The sequence below is a fragment of the Sphingobium sp. FG125 genome (assembly GCF_057809795.1).
In genome coordinates, this window is record NZ_JBMDKQ010000034.1 from 1 (window position 1) to 22,962 (window position 22,962).

A 22,962-nucleotide genomic window follows, 5' to 3' on the forward strand; every position below is an offset into this window, starting at 1 on the left:
ATGCGCATTGTTCTCGACAAGCTCGAACCGAACGGAGGTGGGGGTGATGCGCGCTTGTCACCGCTGGGCCTCCAACTCGCGGCTCAATGTCGCATAAAAGCCGTCAGCAAAGCGGGTCAGGCGCGATTCCATGCGGTTGATGCCGTGACTGAACCGGTTGTAGGCGATGACCGCCGGGATGGCGGCGAACAGGCCGATCGCGGTCGCGAACAAGGCTTCGGCAATGCCCGGCGCGACGACGGCGAGTGAGCTATTCTGTTCTGCGGCAATCGCGGTGAAGGCGCGCATGATGCCCCAGACGGTGCCGAACAGGCCGACGAACGGCGCGACCGACCCGACCGTCGCCAATATGTTGAGCCGGTCGGACAGACGGTCGATTTCCGCCGCGATGGTGCTGGACATGGTCGTCGCCAGCCGGTCGCGCGTGCCGTCGCGGTCGATCACCTTCTGCGCGGTCGATCGCCGCCATTCGGTGACGCCTGCGGCCATCACCTTGGCAGCGGGCTGGTCCGCCTTGCCGCGCGCTTCATAGAAACGGTCGATATCCTCGGCTTTCCAGAAATCCTGTTCGAAGCTTTTGCTATGCTTGCTGGCGCGGCGGAGCGTGACGGAAAAGCCGATGATGATCGCCCAGGTCCAGATGCTGGCCAGCAGCAGGCCGATCATCACGCCCTTCACGACGATGTCGGCCTGAAGGAACAAAGCAAGCGGGGAAATGGTCGCGGCGTCGGCCACCGCGGCGACGTCTGGCAGGTTGAGGGTCATGGGTGGAAATCTTCCCCTTGGCAAAGGCGGCTAAAAATGTCGGTCCAGGCTTTGGGTTGCCGTTGCGGGCGACCCTGCGGCGTCAGCCAGGCGACCGATATGGTAGCGTCGGTCAACTGTTCGTCGGCGCGCATGACTGATTGATGAATGGCGCAGCTGGCCGCGCCCACCTGCACCACGCGGCTGACGACCATCAGGTCATCGTCGAGGCGCGCGGGGCGGCGGTAGCGGATGTGCAGGTCAGTGACGGCATAGACGCCGGTGCCGCTGTCATGCGCGGCGCGCTGGTCGATCCCGGCCAGGCGCAGCATGTCGGACCGCGCGCGCTCCATATAGCGCAGATAGTTGGCGTGATAGACCAGCCCCGACAGGTCGGTATCCTCAAAATAAATGCGCAGCGGGAAATGATGCACGGCAGCGACAAAGCGTCCGGTCGCCGGCATGGGCATCTGGTCTGAAACGGGCATGAGCGGCTTTTAACCATGGCGCACCGATCAGGCAAAGGCGGAAACGTCGGTTTCTCGCGCAGGAGGCGCATTTTGTCGCCTGTGTATTTTCGCATCAATGCCCCTCTGGTCCCCGGACGGCGTGAAGGCTAGGGAGTTGGCCACGAGTCAGAATGTGGGAGAAGGCCAGGATGACGGATATTCAGACGGTGGGCGTGATCGGCGCGGGGCAGATGGGCGCGGGGATCGCGCAGGTCGCGGCGCAGGCGGGCTATGATGTGATCCTGTCGGACGTCGATCTGCCGCGCGCGCAAAAGGGCCGCGACGGCATCATCCGCCTGCTGGCGCGCGGCGTGGAGAAAGGCAAGATCGCCCAGATCGACGCGGACGAGGCGATTGCACGGATCACCCCGGTGGGCGAGATTGCGCCGCTGTCCGGTGCGCAGCTCGTGATTGAGGCGGCCACCGAGCGGGAGGAGGTCAAGCGCGCGATCTTCGCCAATGTCGGGCCATTGCTGGCGGCGGATGCGATCCTGGCGACCAACACATCGTCCATTCCCATCACCCGGCTGGCGCAGGCCGCGCCCGATGCGGGGCGCTTTGTCGGCGTGCATTTCTTCAACCCCGTGCCGGTGATGGTGCTGGTCGAGGTCATTCGCGGCCTTGCCACCACGCCTGAAACGGTTGCGGCGGTCGAGGGTTTTGCGGGCCGGATCGGCAAGACGGTGGTGCAGGCCTTCGATGCGCCCGGCTTCGTCGTCAACCGCATCCTCCTGCCGATGCTGAACGAGGCGGTGTTCGTGCTGGGCGAGGGCGTGGGCAGCGTGGTCGATATCGACATGGGCTGCAAGCTGGGCCTCAATCACCCCATGGGTCCGCTAACGCTGTTGGATTTTGTCGGGCTGGATACGGCGCTGGAAATCCTCAATGTGTTCCTCAGCACGACGGGTGATCCGAAGTACCGCCCGGCGCCGCTGCTGGTCAAATATGTCGAAGCCGGCTGGTATGGCCGCAAGACCGGGCGCGGCTTTTACGATTATTCGGGCGCGGAGCCTGTGCCGACGCGGTGAGGGGGCAGATTGTCTTCTATTTGTCCGTCATCCTGACAAAAGTCAGGATCCATTCGGCGCTCCGTCTGCGATGCGGCCTAGCGCCGAATGGATCCCAGCCTTCGCTGGGATGACGGCGTTGGGTGGATCGGACCTGCTTACCCCGCGCTCAGCCCATGTTTCTTCATGCAATGGCGCAGTTGGTCGTAGGTCAGGCCCAGCCCCTTGGCCGTGGCGCGCTGATTGTAGCGGTGGCGGTCGAGCGCGGCGCGGATGATCGCGGCTTCGTGCGCATCGACCGCGGCTTTCAGGTCGCTGATGGTTTCGGTGGCGAGCGAGGGAGCAGGGGCGCTTGTGGGCGCGCTATCGGAAGGCGCGGCGGCGCTCGGCATCAGCGGTCTGGGTTTCCAGGGGGAGGCGAAGGGGTCGAAGGTCAGGCGGTCGATCGGCTTGCCCGGCTCATCCCAGCGATAGACGGCCCGTTCGACCACATTGCGCAGTTCGCGGACATTGCCGGGCCAGCTATGCGCCTCCAGCTGCGCGGCGCAGACGGCAGAGAAGCCCGGCCATTGCGGCCAGTTAAGTTCGGCCGCCATGCGCCGCCCGAAATGGTCGGCCAGCACCGGAATATCGCCCTCCCGCGCGCGCAAGGGGGGCAGGGTGATGACCTCGAAACTCAGGCGATCGAGCAGATCGGGGCGGAAGCGTCCGGCTTCGGCGGCGGCGGGCAGGTCGTCATTGGTCGCGGCCACGATCCGCACGTCCACCCGCAGTGGCTTCGACGCGCCGATGCGGGTGACTTCGCCATATTCGACCACGCGCAGCAGCCGTTCCTGCGCCGCCATCGACAGCGTGCCCAGTTCATCGAGGAACAAAGTGCCGCCATCGGCTTCCTCGAACCGGCCGGGGCGGGCGCGGTTCGCGCCGGTGAAGGCGCCCTGTTCATGGCCGAACAGTTCCGCCTCGATCAGGGTTTCGGGCAAGGCGGCGCAGTTCATGACGATCAGCGGTTCCCCCCAGCGCGGGGAGAGGTGATGGAGCCGCTCGGCGATCAGTTCCTTGCCGGTCCCGCGTTCGCCGATCACCAGCACAGGGCGGTTGAGTTCGGCGGCGCGCCCGGCCAGCTCGACCGCGTCGAGAAAGGCGAAGGATTGCCCGACAAAGTGGGTATTTTTCTCCATAGCCCAACTTATGGTGAAATTTCCCACCTTTCGGCAAGGGATATTCTTGTGCGGCTCTGGAGAATGGCGCAAATTGGCGCTTTTCCAAAATTGGCACGGCCCCTGCATAGCTTGGGGCAATCCGCACCAACACAAGCGGAACATCATGAAGGCCAAGGTTCAGGGAGTATCATCATGGAAGAGAACAACAACAGCGTTCGCGAAATCGGCCAGCTGATGTCGGTTGCTTTGGCTGCCCTGCTGTTCGGATCGACCCTGATCCTGTCAGCAGTCGGCCCGGCCCGCGCCAGCGAAGCCCCGATGCTCGCCAGTCAGACGACCCCTGTGGCCCTGCGCTATCTGGCCTGAGGTCGCCGCCCCCAAAGAATAAAATAAGGAGTGAAGTTCAGATGGGTATTTTCTCCCGCACCCGCGACATCATCGCCGCCAATGTCACCGACTTGCTCGACAAGGCTGAGGACCCGGCAAAGATGATCCGCATGATCATCCTGGAAATGGAGGAAACTCTGGTCGAGGTGCGCGCGTCCGCCGCCCGCACCATCGCCGACCAGAAGGAAATGCGCCGCCACATCGCCAAGCTGACCGCCTTGCAGGACAGCTGGACCGAAAAGGCGCAGCTGGCCCTGTCCAAGGACCGCGAGGACCTGGCCAAGGCGGCTCTGGTCGAGCGCCAGAAGGCGACCGACATGGCCGAGCATCTGAGCCACGAGATCGAGACGCTCGACGAGGCGCTGAAAGCCGCCGAAGAGGATATCTCCAAGCTACAAGGCAAGCTGCGCGAAGCCCGCGCCCGCCAGAACAGCCTGGTCACCCGGATGCAGAGCGCGGAAAATCGCCTGCGGGTGCGCGAAGCCTATGCCGGCGAGAAGGTGAACGAGGCGTTTGCGCGCTTCGATATGCTGGAAAGCCGGGTCGACATGGCCGAAGGTCGCGCCGATGCGATGGCGCTGGGCGGCACGCCCAAGACGCTGGAGGAAGAGATTGCCGAACTGAAGTCCGCCGACAAGGTGGATGCGGATCTCGCCGCGCTCAAGGCCAGCATGAACGCTGATAAGACCGGGGGAGCCTGACGCCATGGAGGACATATTTCTGCCCATCATGATCTGCGGCATGTTGTTCATCGGTATGCCCTGGCTGATCTTCCACTATGTTACCAAATGGAAGCAGGCGCCCAAGATCACCGACGAGGATGAGAAGCTGCTGGATGAACTCCACCTTCTCGCCCGCCGTCTGGAAGAAAGGCTGGTGACGGTCGAACGGATCGTCGCCGCCGACAACCCCGATTTCCGTCCGCGCCGCCCGGCACCCGATGCCGACCTGAGCGATGACGATTACAGCTTCGACCGGAGGAACTGAGATGACCGCCCGCCGCACCAAATTCTACCTCAACAAGGCCAATGGCAAATGGTCGGGCGTGTGCGCAGGCATCGCCGACTATAGCGGGATCGACGTCGTCTGGGTCCGTGTCGGCGCGGTGCTGATCACCCTGATGGGGGCTTTCCCCTGGACGCTGATCGCCTATTTCGCCGCCGTCTATTTCGCCGATGACAAGCCCAAGGGGCTGTATTCTGACCGGGACGACGAGAAATTCTGGCAGGGGGTGCGGACCAACCCGACCCGCTCCACCCGCGACGTCCGCTCCAAATTCCGCGACATCGACCGCCGCCTGGCTGACATCGAAATCTATTATACCAGCCGCAACACGCGCCTGGCGGACGAAATCGACAGCCTGCGCTGAGGAGGTTTCGGGCTGAGCAGCTCCGGGGCAGACTAACAGGGAGTTAAATCCATGAATTTAGGTGGACCTTTCTTCGTCCTGGCCATCATCGCCATGTCGACTTTGGGCTGGATGTTCACCACCTGGGTCCGTGCCCGCCACGGATATCCTGTGGAAAATGAATGGACCGGCACCGTTGATCGAACCGACAGCAACGCTGGTCGAAAAATCGACCTTCTTTCCAGCGAAAACGAAAAGCTGGTGGGCCGCATCAGCCGCCTGGAGGAACGCATCGCCGTGCTGGAGAGGATCGCCACCGATCCCGCCACCCGCACCGCGCGCGCCATAGAGGAACTGCGCTGAGCGCGGTGCAAGGGAGTTAGACATATGTTTCCATTTGCAGAATTCGCGCCGGTCATCTTTGCCGTCGGGTCGCTGGCGATCGTCGGCTGGGTGTTCACCACCTGGCTGCGGGTCAAGAATGGCTATCCGCTGGACGGCGCCTGGGGCCAGGCGGTCTATCCGCAGAAAAATGAGGAAATGGTCGAGCGGATCAAGCTGCTGAGCCAGGAAAATGCCCAGCTGCGCGCCGAGATCGGGTCGATGAAGGATCGCCTCGCCGTGGTCGAGCGGATCGTCACCGACGAAAGCCACCAGCTTGATCGTGAAATCGAACGGCTGCGCAGCCCGGCCAACTGAGCGCGCAGCTAAGGGAGGAATATCATGGGACCGTTTGAAATGGTTGTCGCCATCGTCGCGATTACCGCCATCGCCAGCATCGTCCGCGCCAAATATGGCGTCGTGCGCCGCGACAAGGGCGAAGCGCTTATCGCCCGCGGGCCGGACCCGGAAGCCGACAGGCTGCGCGCCGAGGTGAAAGCGCTCAAAGATCGCGTCGCGGTGCTGGAGCGCCTGGCCACCGACGGCAGTAGCGCGCTGGAGCGCGAGTTCGAGAAATTGCGGGACCGCGATTGAGCGCGGCCCACAGGACAGGGAGGCTATCATGCAGGACCCCACTCTCTATCTGACCATCGCGCTGGCCGGGCTGGCTGGCCTCTCCATCGTCACCATGGCCACTTTACGGGGCTGGACCGGCTGGCTGGAGCTGAAGCGCGCGGAACTTGGCCATCGCAGCGAAGCGAGCGCGCCGCCATCGGCCGCCGCGCGGATCGAGGTTGCGGACTTGAAAGAACGCATCCGCAAGCTGGAAGCGATTGCCGCTGGCGTGGATTTGTAAAAGGCCAAGAGGCAGGTTCCAACCCGCGCAAATCCCCCTATATGGGCGGCCATGACCGATCACAGCGCCCTTGCCGACATTTACGATGAGTATGAGTTTCTCGACGCGGACGATCGTTATCGCCTGCTGATCGATCTGGGCCGGGCGCTGGAACCCATGCCCGACGCGCTCAAGACGGATGCAACGCTGGTGCGCGGTTGTTCCGCCGCCGTGTGGGTTTATCCCACCGTGCTGGAAGCCGATTCGGAAAATGGGGGCCGGCTGCATTTCCTGGCCGACAGCAATGCCGCGATCACCAAGGGGATCATTGCGCTGGTGCTGCTCACCGTGCAGGATAAAAGTCCCGCAGCGATCGGCGCGGCGGATATAGAGGGCGCGCTGGCCCCGTTTGACCTCAAGAATCAGCTCAGTTCCAACCGGACCCAGGGCATCCCCAACATGATCGCCCTGATCCGCGATACAGCCGCGCGCTACAGCGCTTAAGGAAACCTGGATCAAGTTGCGGCGTTGGGTTTCCTGACAAGGAGATTCAATCATGCGCCATTATATCGCCATCGCCGCCATCGGCCTGCTGGCGGCCTGTTCGTCCGGCGACAAGGGGCCAACCCAGCGCGACACGATCGGCCAGACGTGGAAATATGAGGCCGGGTCGGGCGACAAGCCCAAGCTTGCCTATATTGGCAGCGCCAATGCCGTGCCGACGATGACGGCGGCGGATACCTTCGCGGTGCTGCTGGTCCAGCCGATGGACAATGGCGAGAAGAGCGTGACGGTGAAGCTGGTCGGTGCGCCGTTCCAGTGCGACCTGTCCGACTGCGCCGTGACCGCGATTGCCGATGGCGGCCAGCCGCTGCGCTGGAAGGGGCGGATGACCGACGCGAAGGACGGGATCGCCATCATGCCGTCGCAAAATGCCTATGAGGTGATTGCCAAGGCGCAGACGGTTTCGGTCAATCTGGTTACCGGGCCGAAGGAGCAGACCGCGCCATTCGCTTTCAACGTCGCGGGGTTGGATTTGAAGAGCGCTACATAAATCATCGTCATCCCAGCGGATGCTGGGATCTCCCTTTCTTCGGTGCTGAGCCAAAGAAGGCAAAGAGACCCCAGCCTTCGCTGGGGTGACGAATGCGGATTTACTCCTGCAACGACACGCCGGGGCTGCGCGGGTCGGCGGCACCGATCCAGTGGCCGTCGGCGGCACGTTCGGCGGCATTGGCTTTGAGGCCCAGGCGCGAGACGGCGACGCGATGGCCCATTTTCTCCAGCGGTCCCTGCATCGCCTCTAGCCCGGTCCCCTGTTCCAGCACCAGCCCGTCGCCGTTGAAGAAGATCAGGCCCATCGCGATCGAATCCTGCGCCGACAGGCCCCAGTCGAAATGGGCGATCAGCGCCTTGGCCACCTGCATGATGATGGTCTTGCCCCCTGCCGCGCCGACGGTGAAGATCGGTGTCCCCTTGGCGTCATAGACGATGGTGGGCGACATGGAGGAGAGGGGGCGCTTGCCCGGTCCCACCGCATTGGCGACCGGTGCGCCGTCTTTTTGCGGGGTGAAGCTGAAATCGGTCAGTTCATTGTTCAGGATGACGCCGTTGGCGATCAGTTGGCTGCCGAAAAAGCTTTCGATGGTGGATGTCCAGGCGGCAATGTCGCCGTTGCGGTCGATCGCGACGAAATGGCTGGTGCCGCTTTCGGGCTGCGGCAGCGATGCGGTGCGCGGCTGCGCGCCGGGCGGGGTGCCGGGCTGATAATCGTTCAGCGCCTTGTTGAGGCGGATGCTGGCGGAGCGCTGCTTGAGATAGGCCGGGTCGATCAGGCCAGCGATCGGCACCGCGACGAAATCGGGATCGCCGATCCAGGTGCCGCGATCGGCATAGGCGAGTTGCATCGCTTCGCCGATGACATGCCAGGATCGCGGGTCATCCTTGCCCCATGCGCTGAGCGGGAAGCGTTCGACCATGCCCAATATCTGCAACACGGTGACGCCGCCCGCCGATGCCGGACCCATGCCGCACACGGTATAGACGCGATATTTTCCGCAGACCGGCTTGCGCGATTTGGTCTGATAGGCGGCAATGTCCGCCTCCGTCATCGGCACCGGATTTTTAGGCGCGTTGGTGACCGCCTGCGCCATCAACCGGGCATTGTCGCCGGTGTAGAAGGCGTCCGGGCCTTCTGCCGCGATCCGCTTGAACAGGGCGGCGAGTGGCGGGTTTTTCAGCATTGTGCCCATGGGGGCGGGCTTGCCGTCGATCCAGAAATATTTTTGAATTTCGGGGAAGTCGGCCCAGACGCCTGCCACCGCCTTCATCGCGGTGTCGAGCCGCTGACGCACCTCGAACCCGTCCTGCGCCGCGCGGATCGCAGGCTCGAACAGGTCGGCCCAGGGCAGCTTGCCCCATTTTTTATGCGCGTCCCATGCGAGGCGCAGATTGCCAGGCACACCGACCGAATAGCCCCCCGGCCAGGCGTTGCGGAAGGAGAGCGGCTGGCCGTCCGGTCCCATGAAGCGATCAGGCCGGGCGGCGGCTGGCGCAGCCTCGCGCCCGTCGATCGATTCGAGCACCCCGGTTTGCCCGTCATGGTGCATCAGAAAGCCGCCGCCGCCGATGCCGCTATTGTGCGGTTCGACCACGTTCAGCGCCAGCATCATCGCGATGGCCGCGTCGGTGGCGCTGCCGCCTTTGCGCAATATTTCCTGCCCCGCCGCCGCCGCGCGCGGATCGGCAGCGGAAACGGTGGCGTTGGTCGACACCGGTTCGCGCGCGATGGCGGGCAGCGGCAATGTGACGAGGAGGGCGAGCGGGGCCAGCAGGCCGAACGAGCGGAAGATCATGCCCGCCACCCTACGCATTGCGTTGCCCGCTGCAACCCTTTGTGGGAGGCCAATGGCGCGCAGGCGGACTGCCATCTACGAAAAAGACCGCGCAGGTTGCCCCGCGCGGCCTTTGGAAATCTATTAAAATCAATGCCATGGTTGTGCGCCACTAGACCCCTCCCCCTTGGAGGGGGAGGTTGGGTGGGGGTGTGCTGCCGCCGGCGTGGACGCTCGGCTTCGCCTCGCTCCCCCTCCCCCGACCCCTCCCCGCCGGGGAGGGGAGATTGGTCGCAATCATGACTCTGGCTGTTACGCCTTCTTGCCTGCCTGATAGCGTTCGATCGCTTCCAGCGTGACGCGCTTGGCATCGTCCGCACCGCCCCAGGTGCCGATCCGCACCCATTTGGTCTTTTCCAAGTCCTTGTAATGGGTGAAGAAATGCTCGATCTGCTCCATCACGATGCCGGGCAGGTCATCCTTCTCGCTGATGTCGGCATAATAGGGGAAGGTCTTGTTGTCCGGCACGCAGACGAGCTTTTCGTCGCCACCGGCTTCATCTTCCAGGTTCAGCACCGCGATCGGACGGGCGCGCACGACCGATCCGGGGACGAAGGGCGAACGCGCGATCACCAGCGCGTCGAGCGGATCGCCATCGGGCGACAGCGTGTGCGGCACGAAGCCATAATTGGCCGGATAGCGCATCGGCGTGTGCAGGATGCGGTCCACGAACAGCGCGCCCGACGCCTTGTCGAACTCATATTTCACCGGCTCGCCGCCGACGGGCACTTCGATGATGACGTTCAGGCTGTTGGGCGGATCGTCGCCAACGGGAATCAGTTCGATGTTCATGAAAACGCCTTTTGCTGCACGATAGATTAGCGGGTGTTTATGTTTTCGGTTGGAGCAGCCTGTCGAGGCTGCCCTCACCCTCTCCTGTCTTTTCGAGGCGCGGATAGCGCAGCCCGCCCGAATAATCGAGTGACAAAGTGCGGTAATATTTATCCTGTTTCAGGATGATCTGGATCGGCGCCTTGGCCTTGATCGCCGCCTTCCACACATCAGCGGAAAATTCGTCGCCATTGACCGCCAATATCTTGGCACCGATTACCAAACCTGCCTTGAACGCCGGGCTGTCCCAGATGACGCTGCTGATTTCGCCGTCATTCTTGACGATCAGGCCGATGCCGAAGCTCTGGTCGACCATCTTGTTCGTGCCTTCAGCCGCCTTGGTAATGGCGTTGGGGGTGTCGCCATAGACCAGCCTGTATCCGCCCATGGTGAAGCCGCCCTTGGGCGTTTCCCTGGTCGGGCTATCCACATAGGTCTGGAAGAATCCCGCCCAGTCATAGGGCGCGACGCCGTTCAGCGTATTGATGACGTCCTGCCGATTATAGACGAGCTGGCCCCAGTCGCCAGGCTTCACGCCGAAAAAGGCCTTGGCGAAATCGTCCAGCCCCTTGGCGCCTTTGGTCTGTTTACGGATGATCGCATCGGCCTCCAGCCAGATCATCAGCCCTTCATTATAATAATCCTCCGACCGCTGCCAGCTGGCCCAGCCCTTGGGACGGCGGGCGGAGATGATGGGATCATGGGTGGTATCCTCCATCGGCCGCCATTGCCGACCGACCGCCGTGTCCAGCCTGGCCGCGATCTGCGCATAGGCATCCAGCGTCTCGGCCTTGGTGAACAAGCCCGACCGCGCGCCCAGCACATAGCCCCAGAATTGCGTCTGGCCTTCATAGACCCACAGCAGATTATCCTGCATCGGCGTGCGGAAATCGGGGGTCCAGAGCAGGTCAGGGCGGCGGAACTTGCCGTCCCAGCTATGGGTGAATTCATGGGCCAGCAGGTTGCGGTCCAGCAAAGCCTCGCCATCGCTCCATTTCTTGAAATAGCCCGGCTCGACCTGATTTTCCGAGCTGCGATGATGTTCCAGGCCAATGCCGCCCATTTCGTCGGTGATGGCCAGCAGGAAATCATAATGGTCGAAATGATAGCTGCCAAACAGGGCGCCCGCTTCGGCGACCAGCTTCTTGTGTTTGGCGATCTGGTCGGGGGTATAGACCAGCTCATCGGCATCGTCGGCGACGATGTTGAGCGTGACATTTTGCCCCAAATCCACCGCCTTGAAATGCTGGCCTGCAAAGACCGGGGAATCCTGCAACGCTTCATAGTCGATGACGTCATAGTCGATGGTGTCGCCGGTCCGCTTGCCCCGCAGCGCGGTCGCGGCCTGCCAGCCGGCGGGATAGGTGACGGTCGCCTGCACTGGGATCTGCCGGGTATAATAGCCCGCTGGATAGAGCGAGACGCTTTCCCACTGGATATTCTGCATCTTGGGCGTCACCACGACGCGGCCCTGATTGCCGACCGTCGCCGACAGGAACTGGAACTGGGCGACCACCTGTTTCGTCCCCTGCGGCACGTCGATGACGAAGCCGTAGGCGTTGAGCGGATCACGCTTCCAGCTCAAGGGCTTGCCATCGGCGGTGAAGGTCAGGCCGGTCAGCTTTTCCAGCTGGCCGCGCGGGGCGTGGTTGCCCGGCAGCCATTCCGGCATCAGCAGCGTCATCGGCCCGCTGGTCGCGACCGGGATCGTCTCCTTCACCCGGAAGATGCGCTGGGTCGTGTCGCTGGCGTCGACCTCCAGCTTTATCGTGCCGCCGGGATAGGGGATGTCCTTTGGCACGGGACTGGCATCGTTGATCGGCAAAGCGGTGGGCTTGGACCGGATCGCCTCTTGCGCGGCAAGCGGGCTGGCGATTGTCAGGGAAAGGCCCGTTGTCAGCAACAGGGCGGCAGCAAGGCTGCGGATCATGAACATCTCCGAAAATGCAGGCTGGGCCGGACGGCCCTCATGCCGCCACAATGGCGTTGTGTCGTAGCCCCGTCCACCCCTTGTGCTGCCCCAAATATTCATTTCACCTGGCCTGAAATGAAGCTAAAGGCCCATCCCCATGGCGAAAATCGAAACTCCGCGTCCGGTTCGTGGCACGCAAGACATTTTGGGCGGCACCCCGGACGCATTTGCGGAGCGTTTCGCGCATGTGATCGCGACCTTTGACCGGGTGCGCAAACTCTATGGCTTCCAGCGGGTCGAAGTGCCGGTGTTCGAATCCACCGCGGTTTTCGCCCGGTCGCTGGGCGAATCCACCGACGTCGTGTCGAAGGAAATGTACACGTTCGAGGATCGCGGTGGCGATTCGATCACGCTGCGCCCGGAATTCACCGCCGGGATCAGCCGCGCCTATATCACCGAAGGCTGGCAGCAATATGCGCCGCTCAAAGTCGCAACCCACGGGCCATTGTTTCGCTATGAACGCCCGCAAAAGGGCCGCTTCCGCCAGTTCCACCAGCTCGACGCCGAAATCATCGGCGCGGCGGAGCCGGGCGCGGACGTGGAATTGCTGGTGTTCGCCGACCAGTTGCTGAAAGAATTGGGCATCGATGATGGCGTGACGCTGACGCTCAACACGCTGGGCGACGCGGAAAGTCGGGAAGGCTGGCGCGCCGCGTTGATCGCCCATTTCGAGGCGCATCGCGGGGACTTGTCAGAGGACAGCGTCGAGCGGCTGGCCAAGAATCCCTTACGCATCCTCGACAGCAAAGACCCGCGCGACCGCCCCGTCGCCGACAGCGCGCCCGACATCGACGCCTATCTGACCGATGAAGCGCGCAGTTTCTTCGAGAAAGTGACGAGCGGGCTGGATGCCGCTGGCGTGGCGTGGGAACGCAATGCGCGGCTGGTGCGTGGTCTCGACTATTACCGCCACACCGCGTTCGAGTTCGTCACCGACCGGCTGGGCGCGCAAGGCACTGTGCTGGGCGGCGGTCGCTATGACGGGCTGATCGAAAATCTGGGTGGCAAGCCTACACCGGCTGTTGGTTGGGCTGCGGGGATTGAACGGTTGGCTATGCTTGTAAAGCCCGTAGAAAATGAAGTTCCGCAGGTTGGGATGCTAGCCAATAATTCTGGCCAACTTGATTTTTCGTTGGAACTGGCATCTCGTTTTAGAAAATCTGGAATTTCAACGGTAGCGCCGTACTCGTTTCGTAATCCAGACAAAGCATTTCAGAAGTTTAAGAAGGCGAATATTCCGTTCATTGCGGAGGTTTCAGATTCGATTAATCCTGAGGCGCTAGCTCATCTAAGAATTGTATTTGGGAACATGGGGCGGGATGAAGTGATGCCTCTGGCCAATCGAGTTGAAGCGCTTTTGGGGGCTGCTTTTCAAATATCGCCAATGAGTGATCAGCCAAATGGCTCTACTGGTTGGCGGATACTTGGAAGGCTCTAATGCACATATCCCCCGAACGCATCGCGCAGATTGAGGCGCGCCGGGATGAGGTGCAGGCGTCGATGACGCGCGCCGATCTGCCGCCCGATGCGTTTGTGCGCCTGTCGAAGGAATATGCCGAGATCGAGCCGGTGGCCCGCGCCGCGCATGAAGTGCGCCGCCTGCGGCAGGAACTGGCCGCGCTCGATTATATGGCGGGCGGGGTGGATGCGGATGCGGACCCGCTGATGCGCGAAATGGCGCAGGAGGAGATGCAGCTGCTCAAGAGCCAGTTGCCCGCCGCCGAGCGTGCGCTGGCGCTGCAATTACTGCCCCGCGATTCGGCTGATGCGCGCCCGGCGATGCTGGAAATCCGCGCCGGGACCGGCGGGGACGAGGCGGCTTTGTTCGCTGGCGACCTGTTCCGCATGTATCAGCGCTATGCCGATTCGCTCGGCTGGAAGATGGAGTTGATGACGGCCAATGCGTCCGAAGCGGGCGGTTACAAGGAAGTCGTCGCCTCCATCACCGGCACCGGCGTGTTCGCGAAACTGAAGTTTGAGAGCGGCGTCCACCGCGTCCAGCGCGTCCCCGTCACCGAAAGCGGCGGGCGCATCCACACATCGGCGGCGACCGTCGCGGTGCTGCCCGAACCGGAGGAGGTCGATGTCCAGATCGCCGATGGCGACCTGAAGATCGACATATATCGTGCGTCGGGCGCTGGCGGCCAGCACGTCAACACCACCGATTCGGCGGTCCGCATCACCCATTTGCCCAGTGGGCTGGTGGTGATCCAGCAGGACGAGCGGTCCCAGCACAAGAATAAGGCCAAGGCGATGCAGGTGCTGCGCGCCCGCCTCTACGAAGCGGAACGCGAACGCACCCAGAGCGAACAGGCCGGCGCGCGCAAGGCGATGGTGGGATCGGGCGACCGATCCGAACGCATCCGCACCTATAATTTCCCGCAGGGCCGCGTCACCGACCATCGCATCAATCTGACGCTGCACCGCCTGCCGGAGATTCTCGAAGGGCCGGGGCTGGCAGAGGTCATCGACGCGCTGATCGCCGAGGATGAAGCGGCGCGGCTGGCGCAGCTGGATGGGGTCGGGTGAGTAATCTTCTTCTCCCCTCCCTCTCAGGGAGGGGCCGGGGGTGGGTTGCCTGCGTAGCAGGCTCGCTGTGCTCGCCACCCACCCCCTACCCCCTCCCTGAGAGGGAGGGGGTTTCGTTGTGACCATCCCCGAAACCCTGCGCGCTGCCACTGTCCAACTCGGTGTCGCCAGCGACACGCCGCGGCTGGACGCCGAACTTTTGATGGCCCACGCCCTTGGCCTGTCCCGCAACGATTTGCTGCTGCGCCAGCGCGACCTGTCGGTGCCGCCCGGTTTTGCGGCGCTGCTTGATCGGCGGCTTGGCGGGGAGCCGGTGGCCTATATTACCGGCTTTCGCGATTTCTGGACGATCAGTTTGGCGGTCACCCCGGACGTCCTTATCCCCCGCCCGGACAGCGAGACTTTGATCGAGGCGGCGGTCGCGCATTTCGCCGGGCGTGCGCCGCAATCCATCCTCGACCTTGGCACCGGCTCCGGTGCGTTGCTGCTCGCGGCATTGAGCGAGTGGCCCGACGCCCACGGGCTTGGCATCGATGCTTCGCCGGGTGCGCTGGCGGTCGCGCAGGGCAATGCCGATCGGCTGGGGCTGGCGGATCGCGCGAGCTTCCGCCCCGGCGACTGGGCGCAGGGGATTGACGGGCCGTTCGACCTGATCCTCATCAACCCGCCCTATATCGCGTGCAGCGTCACGCTGGCGGGCGATGTGCTGCATGAGCCGGATAGTGCGCTGTTTGCGGGCGTCGAGGGACTGGACGATTATCGCCGCATCGCCCCCGACCTGCCCCGGCTGATCGCGCCGGGCGGCATGGCGGCGATCGAGATCGGTTATGACCAGAAGGTCGCGGTTTCCGCGCTGCTGGCCGATGCGGGGCTGACCGCGCGGGCGCTGCAAGACCTGGCCGGGCATGACCGCTGCCTGGTCGCAAAACGCAATTAACGGCGTGACAAGCGGAAATTGCTTGGTTTCTCCGGCGAAAGCCTCTACATCGAGGGCAGAGATGGCACTATCTCGTGATATGGTCGGTTCAGGCCATTGATAGAAAAGGCCTTTCTCTACGCTCCTGACAGTCATGACGGCGCTGCTGCCCGGCGCCGCTGGCAGCTTGAGGCACTGGCCCTTTGAACCGGCCATGCCCGGCGGAGCCGTATCCGGTCTGATGTGCGGGCCGTGCTTGGGGATGGCGACGGAACAGAGTTTTCAGCCAATATGATGACAGCGAACGCAAGGATCATGTCTTGATCAACAACCGGCAGGCCGGTCGCCGCAATCGCGGCCGGAACAATAATAACAACGGACGTCCCAATGGTGGTGGCAATCGGGGCGGAGGCGATAGCGGCAACCGCATCGACAATCGCGCCCGTGGCAATGCGACCCAGCTTCTTGAGAAATACAAGAATATGGCGCGCGACGCCCAGATGGCGGGCGACCGGGTGAATGCGGAATATTATCTGCAATTTGCCGACCATTATTTCCGCGTCCTGGCCGACAATCGCGCCCGGCAGGAAGAGCAGCAGGCCAATCAGCCGCAGCGCCACCGCCGCCCGGACGAGAATTTCGACGAGGATGGCGATGATTTCGAGGGCGTCGCTGACGGCGTCGACGAATTCCGCACCGATTCCTCCTCCTATGATCGCACCCCCCGCGAACAGCCCGACCGAGCGCCGCGTGAGCAGGCCGAACGCGCGGCGCGTGAGTATAACGACCGGGCACCGCGCGACTATGATCGTGCGCCCCGTGACAATGACCGCGCCCCGCGCGAACAGGGCGATCGTCCGCAGCGCGACTATGCGCCGCGCGACCAGAATCGCCGTCAGGACGAAGTGCGAGAGGATCGCGGGCGTGAGGATCGCGGCCCGCGTCGCGACCGTCCGCGTCGCGACCGTCCGGTCTTTGCCGAAGCGCAGCCCCAGGCCGAACAGGCCGCGCTCGCGCCGGTTGCTGTCCCGGTGGTGGAAGCCGCGCCCGTGCCGCAGCCCGAAGCCGAAGCGCCCCGTCCGCGTCGCGGTCGCCCGCGCAAGGTCGTCGATGTAGCCGCCGAGCAAGCGCCTGTCGGTCTGGACATGGCGATCCTGCCGCCCTCGATCGCGCGGGCCGATAATGACAGCGAAGGCAGCGAGGACGCGCCCAAAAAGCGCACCCGCCGTCCGCGCGCGACTAGCGAAGCGGCTGAATAAGCCGCGTCGCTATATGAGTTGAAAAGGGGACGGTGCCCGGCGCACCGTCCCCTTTTTCGTGTCCGCTTCCCAATCTCCTCGGCTTGCGGCACAAGGCGTGGACAATGCCGGGAGAGACTTGCCCTATGACAGCCCTTCGCCTGTTTGCGCCGCTGCTGTGCGCGCTTCCCGTCGCTTCGCTGGCCCAGGGGGCCGCCGATCCGACCAGCGCTTCGGCTCAGGGCGATGTTGCGGTCACCATCTACAATAACGGTCAGTCGCTGGTGCAGGATGACAGGCAACTGACCATGACGCCGGGGCGCAACCGCATCGAATTTCCCGACGTATCGGCACGCATCCGGCCTGAAACCGTCACCCTGTCCGGCCCCGGCATCGCGATCGTCGAACAGAATTTCGATTATGACCTGCTGTCGCCTGACAAGCTGATGGACAAGGCGGTCGGGCAGGAGGTGACGTTGGTGCGCACCAATCCCGCCACCGGCGCGGAAACGCGGGAGCGCGCCAAGATACTCGCGGCCAATGGCGGCATCGTCCTCCAGATCGGCGTGCGGATCGAGGTGCTGCGCGACGATGGCCTGCCGGTGCGCGTCATCTTCGACCGGGTGCCGCCCAATTTGCGGGCCAAGCCGACTCTCTCCGTCACGGTGGACGCGGCGCGTGGCGGCGCGGTGCCGACCCGCCTGTCCTACCTCACCCCCAATCTGGGCTGGACCGCCGATTATGTCGCGCTGTTCGACGCCGCCAAGGGCGCGATGGACATGCAGGGTTGGGTGACGCTGACCAACAATACAGGCACGACCTTCAGCAATGCGCGCACGATCTTGGTCGCGGGCAATCCCGCCAATGGCGGTGGGCGCACCAATTGGTGGCAGTCTGGCAGCGGCGCGATCGATCAGGCGGGGACGGAAAGCGGCCCGCGCGAACGGCTGGGCGACTATTATCTCTATCCGCTTGAGCGCCGCACGACGATTGCCAACGCGCAACAGAAACAGGTGAGCTTTCTGGATGTGAAGGGTGCGCCTGCACGGGCGACCTATGAATATCTCAATCCCTGGATGGGCAGTTCGGCTGAACCGCTGAGCGCGTCGAGTGTGCTGAAATTCTCGACATCGAAGCAGGGGGGGCTTGGCGATCAGCTGCCCGCCGGCACCATCCGCGTCTATATGCGCGATGCGCGCGGCGACCCGCAATTCATCGGCGAAAACAGCATCGACCATACGCCAATGGGATCATCGATGGCGCTGCGCACCGGTGAGGCGTTCGACGTCAAGGTCCGGCCAACGGTCGAACAGCGCACGAAAAAGGGTGCGTCGCGCTGGGAAACACGGATGCGCTACACGCTGACCAACGCCCGGCCCGAAGCGGTGACGGTCGATCTGGCGCAGGGCGGGTTGTGGGGCGATACGCGCGTTACCGCACAAAGCATGGAAGGGCGGCGCGTGTCGGCCGACCGGATGGAATGGAGCGTGCCGGTCCCGGCCAATGGCGCGGTCGACCTGACCGTCACCTTCGATTCGCGCTATTGAAGCGGGTCGCGATGCGGCTTTTGCGATATTGGGCGCGTATTCCCGCGCAGGCGGGAATCCAGTCGAAAGGTCGGAACTGGATTCCCGCCTTCGCGGGAATACGGGGTTTTTTGGCGCTGCTATTGTGGGCTATCGTTACGCCAGTGCAGGCCGATACCGTTATCTCCACCCGGATCGATGCGGTGTCGGTCACCGTCTATCGCGCGCCGGGCCGGGCCGCGGGGGCGATCGACCGGAACTGGCCGGGCGGCTATGCGCTGGTCACCGAAACCCGCACGGTCGATCTGCCGCAGGGCGAGTCGGTCGTCCGCTTTGAAGGCGTAGCCGAAGGGCTGATGCCCGAAACCGCCATTCTCTCCGGTATGCCGCATGGCGTGCGGGAGAAGAATCGCGATGCCCGGCTGCTGTCGCCCGCCGGGCTGGTCGATGCCTATCTCAAGCGCCGCGTCACCCTGCGCCGGACAGATCGCACGACCGGCAGGGTGACCGAGCAGGACGCGATCCTGAGCGCCGGGCCGACCGGCGGCGTGATCGTCCAGACCGCGCAGGGTTATGAGGCGCTGGGGTGCAGTGGCCTGCCCGAACGGATGCTTTACGCAGAAGCGCCCAAAGACCTGTCGCCGCGCCCGACCCTGTCGGTGATCGCCACCAGCGACCGGCCGACCCGCGCGACGCTGCAACTCACCTATCTGGCCGAAGGGTTCGACTGGTCCGCTTCCTATGTCGCGGACATGAAGGGCGATGGCAGGACGCTCGACCTGATGGCCTGGCTGACCGTCGCCAATGGCGGCGTCACCGGTTTTGCCGACGCCCAGCTCAACGTCATCGCCGGGCAGCCCAATCGCCAGTCGCGCAGGGCGCAGGCACGGCCAACCGGCGGCCCGCTGCGCCTCACCTGCTGGCCGATGGATACAACCAGCACCCATCCGCGCTGGGACTTGTTCCCGGTGGATATGCCGCGAGCCGCGATGATGATGGACGGTGCGCAGGAGATCATGGTGACAGCCCATCGCCGCACCGAACGGGCGATGATGGCGCCGCCTCCCCCACCACCACCGCCGCCCGCGCCGGTCGTGGCGGAGCGGGAGGATCTGGGCGACCTTAAATTCTACCGCGTGCCCGTGGCCGTGACGGTCGCCGCCAACAGCCAGAAGCAGGTCGCGCTGCTGCGCCAGCCCGGCGTGGAGGTCGAGCGCCTCTATGCCGCGACGATCGGCGGGTTCGACGGGAGTGAATCCCGACCGATGACGCTGCGGCTGCGGCTACAGAATCGCAAGGATGACGGCCTTGGCCTGCCCATGCCATCGGGCCGGGTGGCCGTGTTCGAGCAGATGGATGATTTGCGTCTGCTCGCGGGAGAAGTGGACATCGGCGACAAGGCAGAAGGGGAACGGATCGACTATGATCTGGCCGAGAGTGCGGACGTCCGTATCGCGGTGCGGCAGGTGCAGGCATCGCGTAAAAGCCGTGGCTGGACGATCGCGCTCAGCAATGCCCGGCCCTTTGCCGTCACCGCCGAAATCACGATCCCCCACGACATCACGCCCCGCCCCACGGATATGGAACGGCGCGGCAATGGATGGATTTGGCGGGCGACGGTCCCCGCCAATGGCAAGGCGGAGTTGGCCTACACTCAGCGCCTGCCGCGCTGATATTCAGGCGTCGGGCAGTGGCCGCGGCCGGTGATTCTCGTCCAGTGCGACGAAGGTGAAAACGCCGCTCGTCAAATCCACCGTCTCTGCCCCGCCGCCGCGCGTCGCCACCACGTCGATCCGTATCGCGACCGATGTGCGGCCGCGCCGTTCGGCATGGGCATAGACCGACACGAGATCGCCCATCAGGATGGGCGAGATGAATTTCATGCTCTCGATCGCGACGGTCGCCACCGCGCCCTGCGCGATTCGCCCGGCGACGATGCCACCGGCAATATCCATCTGGCTCAGCACCCAGCCGCCAAAGATATGGCCGTTGGTGTTGATGTCGGCCGGTCGCGGCACCACACGCAGGATAACCTCGCCACGGAAGTCACTCATTCACGATCACCTCATCCTTGATCCGGTCGATCACCTGTTCGTCATGCCCGGTGCCGCTGGACAGGAAAACCAGCGCCATCAGACCGGTTCCCAGCATGAAGGTCAACCACACGCCTAAAATCGTGGCGATCACCATATGGATCGGCATCGGCCCGGCCCACAGCCGCAGGAAGATGAGCGACGCGATTACGCAGAGGGCGCCACCCGCTGCCATCCAGAGCATGATGCGGCGAAACCGCGCCCAGGCGGTGGCGGCAATTTGCGGGTCATCGAGCGCTTGTTTGCGTGTCATCCCTTTTCTTTGGCCTACGAAAATGTGATCATCAAGCATCGAGACATAATGTCCAAGGAAGGAGAGCGGTCATGACCATCGCGGCAATATTGCAGGGCAAGGGGCGCGACGTCATCCAGGTGCGATCGACCGACAGCGTTTTGTCCGTGGTGACGCTGTTGGCGGAGCGGCGGATTGGCTGCGTGCCGGTGGTGGATGATGGGCAGGTGGTCGGGATATTTTCCGAACGCGACCTCGTCTATCGCGTCGCGACAGAGGGCGCAGCGGCGCTGGAGCGTCCCGTTTCCGACGTGATGACGGCCCCGGCCATCACCATTGACGACCAGACGCCGGTGATGTCGGGCCTGTCGTTGATGACCAAAAGGCGTATCCGCCATTTGCCCGTCGTGGTCGATGGCGAACTGATCGGGCTGATCTCGATCGGCGATCTGGTCAAGTTCCGCATCGACCGCATCGAATCGGAAGCGGCGGCGCTGCGCGACTATATCCAGACGGCTTGAGGATATGCGCCTTTGGCGCATCCGCACCGGCCCCACCCGACCTCCCACAGAGCGTATCCTGAATGGGAGGTCGGGTGGGGGTGTGGGGCGGTGCCGAAACCGAAATGCGCTCTTTCGCGCATTTCGAACCAGACTCAGGCGGGAGCCTGAACCGGCGGCGCGCGGCGAATCACCAAAGCGATCAGTTCCATCAGTGTCCCGCGTGCGCACAACATTAGGGCGGCGAGGAAGGCGATGCCGCCCGCCGGCACCAGCACGGCCAGCCGAACCGGCGCGGCCAGCGGTGGCAAAATCCGGTCCACCGCCAGCACCACGCCCGCCATCAGGATGGCACAGCCCAGACCCGGCGCAGCGGCACGCGCCAGGTCGCTCAGGCGCAATCCCATCGGCGCGCCTGCCAGTCGCGCCGTCACGATCGTCAGGATCGGAAAGGCACCGAGCCAGGCCCAGGCCAGCCCGATCGCGCCGAAGGTGATGCCGATCAGGAAGGCGACCGGCATCAGCACCGCGCCGACACCCGCGATTCGCGCGGTCGTGCCGGGACGGCCGAGCGCATTGCTGACCGGCGCAAACATCACCTGCAAGGTCATGAACGGCATGGCCAGCGCCAGCACAGCGACGAAGGGGGCCATTTCCAGCCATTTCGCCCCGAACAATGTTTCGACCAGCGGCTCGGCGGTCACCGCCATGCCCAGATAGACGGGGCAGGAGATGAGCAGCAGCAACCGCACCGCCTTGCAAAAGGACCAGGCGACGCGCGATGGGTCTTTCTGCATCCGCGCGTAAGCGGGAAAGGCGACATCGTTGAGCGGCGGGATGAATTTGCTGACGAAAATCTGGGTCAGGAACAGCGCTTCGGCATAGAGGCCCAGTTGATGCGGCTCCAGCACGCGCCCGCCGATGAAGATATCAGCCTGGCTCTGGACGATCCAGAACAACTGTCCGCCCAGCAGCGACGCGCCATAGGCGACCATCGCGCCGGTGCCGCGAAAGTCGAAGGTGGGAATGGGCCGGAACCCCGTAGCCAGCACATAGCCCAGCCCCTTGACCCAGAAGCCCGCGATCGGCGCGAACACCAATGTCCACACACCCCAGCCCGACAAGGCACCCACCAGCGCCACGGCGGCGGAGGCAAAGGCCGCGATCAGATTGACCAAGGCGGGCCGCTTGAAATCAAGCGCGCGTCCCATGATCGCTTCGGGAATCGAAATGAAGGGGGTGGAGAGGTAAAGCAAAGCCTGCACCCGCAGCAGGTCGGCGACCATCGGCTGGTCATAATAGTCGGCGGCAATGGGGGCGATTCCCAGCTGGAGCAGCGCCAGCGTGCCGTTCAACAGCAGCATGATGGTGAAGGCCTGCCGCAACCGGTGCGAATCGAGCTTGTCCGACTGCACCAGGGCGCTGACCAGTCCATAGCCGTTGAGGAAGGTCGCGAAATTCAAGATCACCTGGGTCATCGCGAACAGGCCGTAATCGGCTGGATCGAGCAAGCGAATGACCGCCAGCGTCACCACCCAGCTCATCATCTGCGAGAGGATCTGGCTGCCCGAACGCCAGAAAATCGCGCTCCTGATGCGTGCGCCGAAACCCGCGTCGTCCGCGTCGGCATCCTGCAAACTCATACTCTTAATCACCCATGGCCATGATGGCCGTCTGCCCCGTCTAGACAGCAAACGCCAAAAATTTCTGAAACAAAATTGCAAAAAGCATTTGACGGGTCGGGAGGTCGGGCCTAGAGGGCTGTTCACCGGACGGGGCGCTGCCTAATGGGAGCGTTCGGCACGGTCGCCACTATGGTTGGACGCCATTCCCTCGGCACTTAGGTATCGGGGCGGG

At 63.7% G+C, this 22,962-nt stretch carries 27 protein-coding genes; 18 read left to right on the plus strand and 9 right to left on the minus strand.

The window, feature by feature from the left end:
- Positions 1-57: 57 nt before the first annotated feature.
- Complete coding sequence (gene tolQ, locus ACODSR_RS20030; RefSeq protein WP_489078327.1) at positions 58-765, minus strand: protein TolQ; 708 nt, start codon at positions 763-765, stop codon at positions 58-60.
- On the minus strand, positions 762-1,232 hold the full coding sequence (locus ACODSR_RS20035) for a YbgC/FadM family acyl-CoA thioesterase (protein ID WP_294137013.1): 471 nt from the start codon (positions 1,230-1,232) through the stop codon (positions 762-764). The genes tolQ and ACODSR_RS20035 overlap by 4 nt, the downstream gene beginning before the upstream one ends.
- A 170-nt stretch (positions 1,233-1,402) precedes the next feature.
- On the opposite strand from ACODSR_RS20035, the gene ACODSR_RS20040 reads away from it, so the two are divergent.
- The gene (locus tag ACODSR_RS20040) at positions 1,403-2,281 is read left to right on the plus strand and encodes a 3-hydroxyacyl-CoA dehydrogenase NAD-binding domain-containing protein (protein ID WP_489078328.1); all 879 of its coding nucleotides are present in this window, start codon (positions 1,403-1,405) and stop codon (positions 2,279-2,281) included.
- 137 nt (positions 2,282-2,418) lie between these two features.
- Here ACODSR_RS20040 and pspF read toward each other — a convergent pair whose 3' ends face one another.
- Complete coding sequence (pspF, locus tag ACODSR_RS20045) at positions 2,419-3,441, minus strand: phage shock protein operon transcriptional activator (RefSeq protein WP_489078329.1); 1,023 nt, start codon at positions 3,439-3,441, stop codon at positions 2,419-2,421.
- Positions 3,442-3,615: 174 nt separating this feature from the next.
- On the opposite strand from pspF, the gene ACODSR_RS20050 reads away from it, so the two are divergent.
- Genes ACODSR_RS20050 through ACODSR_RS20095 form a run of 10 tightly spaced genes read left to right on the plus strand, consistent with a single transcriptional unit; the run spans position 3,616 to position 7,428 of the window.
- Positions 3,616-3,789, plus strand: coding sequence for a hypothetical protein (locus ACODSR_RS20050; RefSeq protein WP_217672543.1), 174 nt, complete (start codon positions 3,616-3,618; stop codon positions 3,787-3,789).
- A 41-nt stretch (positions 3,790-3,830) separates the two neighbouring features.
- Entirely contained in the window at positions 3,831-4,511 is a 681-nt protein-coding gene (gene pspA / locus ACODSR_RS20055; RefSeq protein ID WP_489078330.1) for a phage shock protein PspA, read from the plus strand.
- Between the two features lie 4 nt (positions 4,512-4,515).
- Positions 4,516-4,797 carry an envelope stress response membrane protein PspB gene (gene pspB / locus ACODSR_RS20060; RefSeq protein ID WP_006953511.1) on the plus strand — a complete coding sequence of 94 codons (282 nt, stop codon included), beginning with the start codon at positions 4,516-4,518 and terminating at the stop codon, positions 4,795-4,797.
- Between the two features lies 1 nt (position 4,798).
- The gene (pspC, locus tag ACODSR_RS20065) at positions 4,799-5,179 is read left to right on the plus strand and encodes an envelope stress response membrane protein PspC (protein WP_006953513.1); all 381 of its coding nucleotides are present in this window, start codon (positions 4,799-4,801) and stop codon (positions 5,177-5,179) included.
- Positions 5,180-5,230: 51 nt separating this feature from the next.
- On the plus strand, positions 5,231-5,521 hold the full coding sequence (locus tag ACODSR_RS20070) for a hypothetical protein (RefSeq protein WP_489078331.1): 291 nt from the start codon (positions 5,231-5,233) through the stop codon (positions 5,519-5,521).
- Positions 5,522-5,545: 24 nt separating this feature from the next.
- Positions 5,546-5,857, plus strand: a complete 312-nt coding sequence (locus tag ACODSR_RS20075; protein WP_489078332.1) for a hypothetical protein — start codon at positions 5,546-5,548, stop codon at positions 5,855-5,857.
- Positions 5,858-5,881: 24 nt separating this feature from the next.
- On the plus strand, positions 5,882-6,133 hold the full coding sequence (locus ACODSR_RS20080; protein WP_489078333.1) for a hypothetical protein: 252 nt from the start codon (positions 5,882-5,884) through the stop codon (positions 6,131-6,133).
- A gap of 28 nt (positions 6,134-6,161) precedes the next feature.
- On the plus strand, positions 6,162-6,395 hold the full coding sequence (locus ACODSR_RS20085; RefSeq protein WP_217672546.1) for a hypothetical protein: 234 nt from the start codon (positions 6,162-6,164) through the stop codon (positions 6,393-6,395).
- A gap of 51 nt (positions 6,396-6,446) precedes the next feature.
- Entirely contained in the window at positions 6,447-6,878 is a 432-nt protein-coding gene (locus ACODSR_RS20090) for a SufE family protein (protein ID WP_489078334.1), read from the plus strand.
- A 52-nt stretch (positions 6,879-6,930) separates the two neighbouring features.
- Positions 6,931-7,428: a hypothetical protein gene (locus ACODSR_RS20095; protein ID WP_489078335.1), complete on the plus strand. Its 498-nt coding sequence runs from the start codon at positions 6,931-6,933 to the stop codon at positions 7,426-7,428.
- A 100-nt stretch (positions 7,429-7,528) separates the two neighbouring features.
- Here the strand turns inward: ACODSR_RS20095 and ggt are convergent, their stop codons facing one another.
- From ggt to ACODSR_RS20110, 3 genes are all read right to left on the minus strand, one after another.
- Complete coding sequence (ggt, locus tag ACODSR_RS20100) at positions 7,529-9,229, minus strand: gamma-glutamyltransferase (RefSeq protein ID WP_489078336.1); 1,701 nt, start codon at positions 9,227-9,229, stop codon at positions 7,529-7,531.
- Between the two features lie 291 nt (positions 9,230-9,520).
- The gene (ppa, locus tag ACODSR_RS20105; protein ID WP_489078338.1) at positions 9,521-10,060 is read right to left on the minus strand and encodes an inorganic diphosphatase; all 540 of its coding nucleotides are present in this window, start codon (positions 10,058-10,060) and stop codon (positions 9,521-9,523) included.
- A 37-nt stretch (positions 10,061-10,097) separates the two neighbouring features.
- Positions 10,098-12,029, minus strand: coding sequence for a M61 family metallopeptidase (locus ACODSR_RS20110; RefSeq protein WP_489078339.1), 1,932 nt, complete (start codon positions 12,027-12,029; stop codon positions 10,098-10,100).
- Positions 12,030-12,168: 139 nt separating this feature from the next.
- Between ACODSR_RS20110 and hisS the strand changes: the two genes are divergently transcribed.
- The 6 genes from hisS (at position 12,169) to ACODSR_RS20140 (ending at position 19,953) form a co-directional block, all read left to right on the plus strand.
- A complete protein-coding gene (gene hisS / locus ACODSR_RS20115; RefSeq protein WP_489078340.1) occupies positions 12,169-13,509 on the plus strand; it encodes a histidine--tRNA ligase in 1,341 nt (446 codons plus the stop codon).
- A complete protein-coding gene (gene prfA / locus ACODSR_RS20120; RefSeq protein WP_489078341.1) occupies positions 13,509-14,600 on the plus strand; it encodes a peptide chain release factor 1 in 1,092 nt (363 codons plus the stop codon). The genes hisS and prfA overlap by 1 nt, the downstream gene beginning before the upstream one ends.
- 124 nt (positions 14,601-14,724) lie before the next feature.
- The gene (gene prmC, locus ACODSR_RS20125; RefSeq protein ID WP_489078347.1) at positions 14,725-15,537 is read left to right on the plus strand and encodes a peptide chain release factor N(5)-glutamine methyltransferase; all 813 of its coding nucleotides are present in this window, start codon (positions 14,725-14,727) and stop codon (positions 15,535-15,537) included.
- A gap of 299 nt (positions 15,538-15,836) precedes the next feature.
- On the plus strand, positions 15,837-16,775 hold the full coding sequence (locus ACODSR_RS20130; protein WP_489078342.1) for a DUF4167 domain-containing protein: 939 nt from the start codon (positions 15,837-15,839) through the stop codon (positions 16,773-16,775).
- Positions 16,776-16,900: 125 nt separating this feature from the next.
- A complete protein-coding gene (locus tag ACODSR_RS20135; protein ID WP_489078343.1) occupies positions 16,901-18,301 on the plus strand; it encodes a DUF4139 domain-containing protein in 1,401 nt (466 codons plus the stop codon).
- A 143-nt stretch (positions 18,302-18,444) separates the two neighbouring features.
- Entirely contained in the window at positions 18,445-19,953 is a 1,509-nt protein-coding gene (locus tag ACODSR_RS20140) for a DUF4139 domain-containing protein (RefSeq protein ID WP_489078348.1), read from the plus strand.
- 3 nt (positions 19,954-19,956) lie between these two features.
- Here the strand turns inward: ACODSR_RS20140 and ACODSR_RS20145 are convergent, their stop codons facing one another.
- A complete protein-coding gene (locus tag ACODSR_RS20145) occupies positions 19,957-20,334 on the minus strand; it encodes an acyl-CoA thioesterase (protein WP_489078344.1) in 378 nt (125 codons plus the stop codon).
- Positions 20,327-20,626, minus strand: coding sequence for a hypothetical protein (locus ACODSR_RS20150; protein ID WP_489078345.1), 300 nt, complete (start codon positions 20,624-20,626; stop codon positions 20,327-20,329). The genes ACODSR_RS20145 and ACODSR_RS20150 overlap by 8 nt, the downstream gene beginning before the upstream one ends.
- A 71-nt stretch (positions 20,627-20,697) precedes the next feature.
- Between ACODSR_RS20150 and ACODSR_RS20155 the strand changes: the two genes are divergently transcribed.
- Complete coding sequence (locus tag ACODSR_RS20155) at positions 20,698-21,126, plus strand: CBS domain-containing protein (RefSeq protein WP_217672555.1); 429 nt, start codon at positions 20,698-20,700, stop codon at positions 21,124-21,126.
- 134 nt (positions 21,127-21,260) lie between these two features.
- Here ACODSR_RS20155 and ACODSR_RS20160 read toward each other — a convergent pair whose 3' ends face one another.
- The gene (locus tag ACODSR_RS20160; RefSeq protein WP_489078346.1) at positions 21,261-22,748 is read right to left on the minus strand and encodes a lipopolysaccharide biosynthesis protein; all 1,488 of its coding nucleotides are present in this window, start codon (positions 22,746-22,748) and stop codon (positions 21,261-21,263) included.
- Between the last annotated feature and the right edge of the window lie 214 nt (positions 22,749-22,962).

What these genes read in the sequence shown, in the direction of transcription:
- ACODSR_RS20035 (WP_294137013.1), bottom strand. Translation starts at nt 1,232, where the DNA reads ATGCCCGTTTCAGACCAGATGCCCATGCCGGCGACCGGACGCTTTGTC.
- ACODSR_RS20145 (WP_489078344.1), bottom strand. Translation starts at nt 20,334, where the DNA reads ATGAGTGACTTCCGTGGCGAGGTTATCCTGCGTGTGGTGCCGCGACCG.
- ACODSR_RS20090 (WP_489078334.1), top strand. Translation starts at nt 6,447, where the DNA reads ATGACCGATCACAGCGCCCTTGCCGACATTTACGATGAGTATGAGTTT.
- ACODSR_RS20135 (WP_489078343.1), top strand. Translation starts at nt 16,901, where the DNA reads ATGACAGCCCTTCGCCTGTTTGCGCCGCTGCTGTGCGCGCTTCCCGTC.
- pspF (WP_489078329.1), bottom strand. Translation starts at nt 3,441, where the DNA reads ATGGAGAAAAATACCCACTTTGTCGGGCAATCCTTCGCCTTTCTCGAC.
- hisS (WP_489078340.1), top strand. Translation starts at nt 12,169, where the DNA reads ATGGCGAAAATCGAAACTCCGCGTCCGGTTCGTGGCACGCAAGACATT.
- ACODSR_RS20110 (WP_489078339.1), bottom strand. Translation starts at nt 12,029, where the DNA reads ATGATCCGCAGCCTTGCTGCCGCCCTGTTGCTGACAACGGGCCTTTCC.
- pspB (WP_006953511.1), top strand. Translation starts at nt 4,516, where the DNA reads ATGGAGGACATATTTCTGCCCATCATGATCTGCGGCATGTTGTTCATC.
- prfA (WP_489078341.1), top strand. Translation starts at nt 13,509, where the DNA reads ATGCACATATCCCCCGAACGCATCGCGCAGATTGAGGCGCGCCGGGAT.
- ACODSR_RS20085 (WP_217672546.1), top strand. Translation starts at nt 6,162, where the DNA reads ATGCAGGACCCCACTCTCTATCTGACCATCGCGCTGGCCGGGCTGGCT.
- ACODSR_RS20050 (WP_217672543.1), top strand. Translation starts at nt 3,616, where the DNA reads ATGGAAGAGAACAACAACAGCGTTCGCGAAATCGGCCAGCTGATGTCG.
- ACODSR_RS20150 (WP_489078345.1), bottom strand. Translation starts at nt 20,626, where the DNA reads ATGACACGCAAACAAGCGCTCGATGACCCGCAAATTGCCGCCACCGCC.
- pspC (WP_006953513.1), top strand. Translation starts at nt 4,799, where the DNA reads ATGACCGCCCGCCGCACCAAATTCTACCTCAACAAGGCCAATGGCAAA.
- ggt (WP_489078336.1), bottom strand. Translation starts at nt 9,229, where the DNA reads ATGATCTTCCGCTCGTTCGGCCTGCTGGCCCCGCTCGCCCTCCTCGTC.
- ACODSR_RS20095 (WP_489078335.1), top strand. Translation starts at nt 6,931, where the DNA reads ATGCGCCATTATATCGCCATCGCCGCCATCGGCCTGCTGGCGGCCTGT.
- ACODSR_RS20075 (WP_489078332.1), top strand. Translation starts at nt 5,546, where the DNA reads ATGTTTCCATTTGCAGAATTCGCGCCGGTCATCTTTGCCGTCGGGTCG.
- ACODSR_RS20040 (WP_489078328.1), top strand. Translation starts at nt 1,403, where the DNA reads ATGACGGATATTCAGACGGTGGGCGTGATCGGCGCGGGGCAGATGGGC.
- ACODSR_RS20070 (WP_489078331.1), top strand. Translation starts at nt 5,231, where the DNA reads ATGAATTTAGGTGGACCTTTCTTCGTCCTGGCCATCATCGCCATGTCG.
- tolQ (WP_489078327.1), bottom strand. Translation starts at nt 765, where the DNA reads ATGACCCTCAACCTGCCAGACGTCGCCGCGGTGGCCGACGCCGCGACC.
- ACODSR_RS20155 (WP_217672555.1), top strand. Translation starts at nt 20,698, where the DNA reads ATGACCATCGCGGCAATATTGCAGGGCAAGGGGCGCGACGTCATCCAG.
- ppa (WP_489078338.1), bottom strand. Translation starts at nt 10,060, where the DNA reads ATGAACATCGAACTGATTCCCGTTGGCGACGATCCGCCCAACAGCCTG.
- ACODSR_RS20080 (WP_489078333.1), top strand. Translation starts at nt 5,882, where the DNA reads ATGGGACCGTTTGAAATGGTTGTCGCCATCGTCGCGATTACCGCCATC.
- pspA (WP_489078330.1), top strand. Translation starts at nt 3,831, where the DNA reads ATGGGTATTTTCTCCCGCACCCGCGACATCATCGCCGCCAATGTCACC.
- ACODSR_RS20160 (WP_489078346.1), bottom strand. Translation starts at nt 22,748, where the DNA reads ATGAGTTTGCAGGATGCCGACGCGGACGACGCGGGTTTCGGCGCACGC.